Origin of the sequence: Streptococcus sp. CCH8-C6 (genome assembly GCF_001557225.1) — a bacterium.
GTDB classification, from domain to species: Bacteria; Bacillota; Bacilli; order Lactobacillales; family Streptococcaceae; genus Streptococcus; species Streptococcus sanguinis_C.
Genome location: NZ_LSJN01000076.1, coordinates 1 through 5,531 on the forward strand (window position 1 = coordinate 1; position 5,531 = coordinate 5,531).

Here is a 5,531-nt window from a genome sequence, read left to right on the forward strand (position 1 = left end):
ATCAAAGTTAGGTGTATTATTTTAATGCTTACAGACCTAAACTATTCCCCTATTTATAATCTATTGATTCATATTTTATGAAATTAATCAGTAGATATCGTTCTGAAAAGCCTTGATAATACGCTGTTTTTAGTCCAACTGAAACCCATACTTTCCAAACCAGGCTTGAAAAAAGCTCGTAAAGCATCACAATTTAGTAAACGTTAAAACTTATTTAAACTTATTGAAAGCATTTCGTATCAAAAATACGGGATGCTTTTTCTGTTCACCCCAAATTTTTGTAACTAGGTGATACTTGAAATTAATACAAATTTGGTTGTTTTTGATAAATCTAAGCAACACTACATGATGAAGTGAAAGGGGATGAATCTTTGATAGTATTCACTTATTGTGAAATATGATATATTTATTAATTAGATGGATGAATACTTCTAGAGTTAAATATAGTATAATAGGGACATACTTTTTGGTTTATTTTTGTTTGTAGTCGGATTATGAAAGAATATCCAATATTATGCGATAAGATAGAATGTTACAAAAAAGAAAGGGGATGCAATCCGATGAAGAAAGACAGATTAATTGTATTGACAGATGCTGTTCTAGCAATTATTATGACCATCTTGGTTTTAGAGTTAGAAAAACCAACAACACCAAGTCTTGAAGCTTTTTGGGATTTACGGCAAAATTTCTTTGCTTGTTTTCTTTCCTTTTTCTGGTTGGGATCGTTATGGATGGCACTAAACACATTATGGGAAAAGGTTGAGAAAATTTCCTCAGAAATTATTTGGTGGAATTTGTTTCTACTCTTGGAGCGGCAGGAGTTCTCTTTGGAGAATTTCATGCCATCCAAGATACCAGTCTGAATGATGTGGTGGACCGGATCTATATAAATGTCAAGGATTTACCGTTTCAGTCCTTGGGAGCTTTAGCTAATATCCTGTCTGATATTAAGAAGGGACTGATTCAAGACAGTCATATCTGGTCTTTCTTCCAGTCATTTTTCAAACAATATCAGTTGATAATCAGCTTAAATCAGATCTATCAGTTTGTCTATCTTTCTCTGATGGAGATCATGTCCTATCTTCACTTTGATTATTGGAAAAAAACGGCTCGGTCAGGAGCTAGTATGAATAAGGAGAACAAATGAAACGTTTAAAAATGTTATGGCATATTATGCAGGTTACGGGTTTTACTCGGTTTGCTCTGAGTTTTGTGACCTTTGTTTTTGGGTCAGGAGGCGTGCTTTTCCTAGTTGAACCTGCTATCACAAATTACGGAGACGGTCTTTGGTATGCTTTTGTGACTTCGACGACTGTCGGCTACGGGGATCTCCTAGCTGTGACCTTGATTGGAAGGATTACCAGTGTCTTCTTGACGATTTATGGGCTCATATTTTTTGGCTGTTTATCAGCTGTTATTTTTAATTATTATACCAATTTAAATAAGGAAAGAGGAGAGGACAAATGACTGCCAATTATTCAACACGGGAATACCGTGAGAAATTATACGATGACCTTCATGTTCGATTGAGAGATACAGCGATTTTGATGTGTGCAATTTTTATTGCCTCTATCGGACTAAATATGAATTCAACAGCTGTCATTATAGGAGCCATGTTGATTTCACCTCTCATGACACCGATTGTTGGACTGGGATTCGGTTTAGCTATTTTTGATACGCGTTTAATCAAGCAATCTCTAGAGGTTTTATTGACTCAAGTGTTGGTCAGTTTGCTTGTCTCGACTCTGTATTTCTGGATTTCTCCCTTGTCTTATGCAAGTAGCGAGTTGATTGCACGAACCTCTCCAACCATTTGGGATGTCCTCATTGCTATTGCTGGTGGGATTGCTGGTGTGATCGGTTCAAGGAAAAAAGAAGCAAACAATATCGTGCCAGGAGTAGCCATTGCTACAGCTCTGATGCCGCCTATCTGTACTGCTGGCTATGGTTTAGCTAATGGGAATGTACGATTTTTATTGGGGGCTCTCTATCTTTTCTTGATCAACTGTGTCTTTATCATGCTAGCCAACATTGTTGGAACAAGAATTTTGATGAGAAAATCTCCTTTAACTTCATTTAAAGAGCTGAGCATTAAAATGAGAATTGGCTTGATATCTTTGATTGTATTGTTGATTCTTCCAGCTAGCTATTCGGCAGTTACTCTGACAATAGAACAAGCGCGCAAAGAAGGGATCAAACAGTTTGTAGGAAAAGAGTTCGCCAATTATACGGTTATTAATCAAGTCTACAAGTCAAGTAACAATGAATTGGTCTTGACGGTTGTTGGAGATCCGATTTCAGAAGAAGAATTAGAAACACTCCACCAAAAACAAGCCTCTTACGGTATTCAATCTGTTCAATTGAAAGTGAATCAAGTTCAGAACTCGCCAACATTAGATAGTGAAGCGACCAAGGAATTTTATGAAAACATTGACAAGTATATTGATCAAAAACTCTCTGAAAAAGATTCACAAAACGATCTCGTAAAAGAAAATGAAGCAGACAAGGATTGAGGACAATGAACTGAATCGGTTTTTACGCCGTGTTTTTCTTGTATCTTCCTCTTTCTTACTTATAGCAGGTTGTTTTTGCTTGAATAAGAAATAAATTAGAAGTTCTATCATCTAAGAAAAATGATGAACAAAAAATCATTTAACTAATGGTGTGAACGTTTAGTGTTTATCAGCTCCATTCTCTGTAATTTTGGGGGTAAAATCCACACCATTCGGATAAAATTAGTTGAATTTGATTGGAAAAAAGCTTTTATAAAAGCGGAGAAAAGTCTTGATATTACGCTGTTTTTAGTCCAACTGAAATTCATACTTTCCAAACCAGGTCTTAAGAAAGCTCGTAAAGCGTCACAATTCTCAAAACGTTAATCAATACGATACTATCAACATTTACAGACATTCAAGAATTTCTCTTGGATGTCTTTTTTGATGTAAAAAACAATTTAACCTAAAAATACACCAAGATTCAAAATCTTGGTGTATTATCTTTTTTTAGATAATTGTTCTCTAAAAAGTTTTGTCATTTGTTTTTGTCCGGCAGGAGTACCTAGTGCTTCTTTGCTTATTTCTCCTTTAAATATTTGTTCCATTAAAAATAGGTAAGCCTCGCCTAAAGCAGTTGTAATTAATCCAGCAGTGGTTCCAGAAATCGTTCCGCCAACTGCTGTTCCTACTCCGGGAATAAATTTGAGTATATTAGAAACGATTGTTTTTCCAAGGAATGTTGCTCCCCCAGATCCTAAAGTTGAGGATACAAAGGCGGTTAGAAAGGTTTTATTTATATCAAGCCCAAATATTACTGTGATGCCAGTAATCATGCTTATCTGGGTCGGTACAAGCATGAATGCATCTGCAAAAGGAACTGGCGCGAAACCTTCACCAAAACTTGCTGCTACTGCAGTCGCAATGACTGCCCTAGCATGTTTTTTTTTAGATTCCAGAGATACTTTTTGGATATTTTGGAGAGTATCTTGTAGCTCATTTGGCAATACCTCAGACATTACATCAATCAAAGTATCTAATCCAAAAGCTTTAGCGACATATTCCTCATCAAAATCCATATCTTGAGCTAAAATTGGCACAACTTTACAAACATCTAAGTTTTCCTGCTCAACATGAGCTTTCATTTCTAGTGCTTTTTTCTTAGGTACAGATTGAGTAAGGACAACAATGATTGGGACTTTAGACTGTTTATTTTTCTCGGAAAACTCTCTGAGCCATTCCACTTCTGAACTATCAAAGGTACGGTTTGAACCGACATTAATACAATACCAAATGCAGTGAATTACCTCATTGATATCATTAGAAGAGTAACCGTTGTTAATTAGTTTGATCACTTCATCTTTGACACTCTCCTGTTGGGCATATGACAATTCAAAGCCGGGTGTATCGTAGATTGCCAAAGGATATCCGTTTTTTTCAATTTTGCGAATTTCTTGAGTTACTGGTCGACCCAATCCAGTATCAGCAAAATTACCTCTAAACAAACTGTTGATTAGTGTGCTTTTACCGACGCCTGATTTCCCAATTACAATGATGTTTAATCTTTTTAAATTGTGAATTCTATCATTAATCGCATTAAGACACTGTTGCGCAATATTGTCAGTATTAATTTGCATGATCTTCTACCTTTTTATATTCAGATTTTTTAACCAATTTGTCCTTACAATCAAAAGTTACTTTTCGATGATTAGTTATTTTTACTTGCTTTTTATATAAATAATTTGTTGTTTTTTTCAAAACTTTAGGCAGAATCACTGTAGAAGCTAAAATTAAAGCTCCGCTTCCTAAGATATATTTGACTTTAGAAGAATTTCTTTTTTTGTTACCTTTTGTCTTTGACATAATATTTCTCACTAATATGATATTTAAAATAATTATATCATATAAGAAATTAAAAGAGTCAATTTAATGATTTTGTTTATCTCTTTGTTTTAAAGCTTTTAGAACAAGTTCTTCGATAGAAATTGAAGTAATGTTAGCAGAGTAATATTAGTTGTAATGAAGAGGGGACAAAGATATTGAAGATAGAAAAGTAGTTATGTGGCTTTCAGCCTCTCTCGCTCTCCAAGGTACAAGAAAAATAAACCACCTGTCTTGCGTATGTGCTCCCTAGATGGGGGCTATGATTTGTAAAATAAGTCTAAGAAAATAGCATGCTAAGATTTAGTAATTTATAGATTTTTAAAAATTTATATAGTACACTAGATGTGTAATATTGAGTTTTGAGTGACTGAAAAATTAGTATGGATGTTACCAGTTGTTTTAGAGAAATTAGTGTGATATCAAAAAATTTAAGGGGACGTTATGACTAAACAAACGAAAATCATAATTGCGACAGTTGTTTCAATAGTAGCACTAGTAAGTATAGGAGGATGCGCTATGAATCAAAAAGGAAGTAATAAAGGAGATCAGAAAGTTGCTTCTTCAAAAAAGGCTATCAAAGATGATAAAGAAGCCATCAAACAAAAAGAACTCACCTATCTCAAAGAACATGAGCAAGAAATTATAGATTTGGTAAAAGCTCAAAGTCCAAAAGTCGAATCCGTTCAGATTGATTGGGATGGTGTTAGATGGAGTGAAGCGAGTAATGGTACTCCTCAAGGTGGGGGAAAAATGCTGCAAATTTATGGAAGTTTCAATAATACTGAAAGTTCAAGTTGGGGAATATTAATTCCAATAAATGATGATGGGACATTAAATATGGATGAGATGTTCCTTAGTAATCAATTAAGAATAAGAGGTAATCTTTTTTCCTAATTGAAATTTAGATCTTGATAATTAATTAAACATTCCAAGGAGATACTATGAAGAAACAAACGAAAATCATAATTGCAACAGTTACATCAATAGTAGCGCTCATAAGTCTGGGAGGATGTGCCATGACCCAAAAAGAAAGTAATAAACAAGATAAGAAAGTCACTTCTACAAAAAAAGATATTGCAGATGACAAGGAAGCTGTCAATCAAAAACAGCTCGCTTATCTAAAAAAGCATGAGCAAGAAATTATAGATTTGGTAA

Annotated in this window: 7 protein-coding genes and 1 pseudogene; 6 read left to right on the forward strand and 2 right to left on the reverse strand. The window is 34.4% G+C overall.

The window, feature by feature from the left end; genetic code table 11:
* Positions 1 to 560: 560 nt before the first annotated feature.
* The 4 genes from AX677_RS09240 to AX677_RS08055 are packed head-to-tail and all read left to right on the forward strand — an operon-like array spanning position 561 to position 2,513.
* A complete protein-coding gene (locus tag AX677_RS09240; protein WP_006151097.1) occupies positions 561 to 863 on the forward strand; it encodes a TMEM175 family protein in 303 nt (100 codons plus the stop codon).
* Positions 788 to 1,147, forward strand: coding sequence for a hypothetical protein (locus AX677_RS08045; RefSeq protein WP_000397555.1), 360 nt, complete (start codon positions 788 to 790; stop codon positions 1,145 to 1,147). Before AX677_RS09240 ends, AX677_RS08045 begins: the two co-directional genes overlap by 76 nt.
* Positions 1,144 to 1,467, forward strand: coding sequence for a potassium channel family protein (locus tag AX677_RS08050; RefSeq protein WP_000825751.1), 324 nt, complete (start codon positions 1,144 to 1,146; stop codon positions 1,465 to 1,467). Before AX677_RS08045 ends, AX677_RS08050 begins: the two co-directional genes overlap by 4 nt.
* The gene (locus AX677_RS08055; RefSeq protein WP_000126416.1) at positions 1,464 to 2,513 is read left to right on the forward strand and encodes a DUF389 domain-containing protein; all 1,050 of its coding nucleotides are present in this window, start codon (positions 1,464 to 1,466) and stop codon (positions 2,511 to 2,513) included. Before AX677_RS08050 ends, AX677_RS08055 begins: the two co-directional genes overlap by 4 nt.
* 479 nt (positions 2,514 to 2,992) lie before the next feature.
* Here AX677_RS08055 and AX677_RS08060 read toward each other — a convergent pair whose 3' ends face one another.
* Both AX677_RS08060 and AX677_RS08065 read right to left on the reverse strand, forming a co-directional pair.
* The gene (locus AX677_RS08060) at positions 2,993 to 4,129 is read right to left on the reverse strand and encodes a YcjF family protein (protein WP_002917741.1); all 1,137 of its coding nucleotides are present in this window, start codon (positions 4,127 to 4,129) and stop codon (positions 2,993 to 2,995) included.
* Positions 4,119 to 4,355: a hypothetical protein gene (locus tag AX677_RS08065; RefSeq protein WP_002898980.1), complete on the reverse strand. Its 237-nt coding sequence runs from the start codon at positions 4,353 to 4,355 to the stop codon at positions 4,119 to 4,121. Before AX677_RS08065 ends, AX677_RS08060 begins: the two co-directional genes overlap by 11 nt.
* A 462-nt stretch (positions 4,356 to 4,817) precedes the next feature.
* On the opposite strand from AX677_RS08065, the gene AX677_RS08070 reads away from it, so the two are divergent.
* A complete protein-coding gene (locus AX677_RS08070; RefSeq protein ID WP_004193386.1) occupies positions 4,818 to 5,270 on the forward strand; it encodes a hypothetical protein in 453 nt (150 codons plus the stop codon).
* 47 nt (positions 5,271 to 5,317) lie between these two features.
* Positions 5,318 to 5,531: pseudogene (locus AX677_RS08075) on the forward strand (hypothetical protein); the annotation flags it as partial.

Bases quoted from the DNA above. Each gene is read 5' to 3' on its own strand.
- AX677_RS08070 (WP_004193386.1), top strand. From the start codon at position 4,818: ATGACTAAACAAACGAAAATCATAATTGCGACAGTTGTTTCAATAGTA.
- AX677_RS08060 (WP_002917741.1), bottom strand. From the start codon at position 4,129: ATGCAAATTAATACTGACAATATTGCGCAACAGTGTCTTAATGCGATT.
- AX677_RS09240 (WP_006151097.1), top strand. From the start codon at position 561: ATGAAGAAAGACAGATTAATTGTATTGACAGATGCTGTTCTAGCAATT.
- AX677_RS08050 (WP_000825751.1), top strand. From the start codon at position 1,144: ATGAAACGTTTAAAAATGTTATGGCATATTATGCAGGTTACGGGTTTT.
- AX677_RS08065 (WP_002898980.1), bottom strand. From the start codon at position 4,355: ATGTCAAAGACAAAAGGTAACAAAAAAAGAAATTCTTCTAAAGTCAAA.
- AX677_RS08055 (WP_000126416.1), top strand. From the start codon at position 1,464: ATGACTGCCAATTATTCAACACGGGAATACCGTGAGAAATTATACGAT.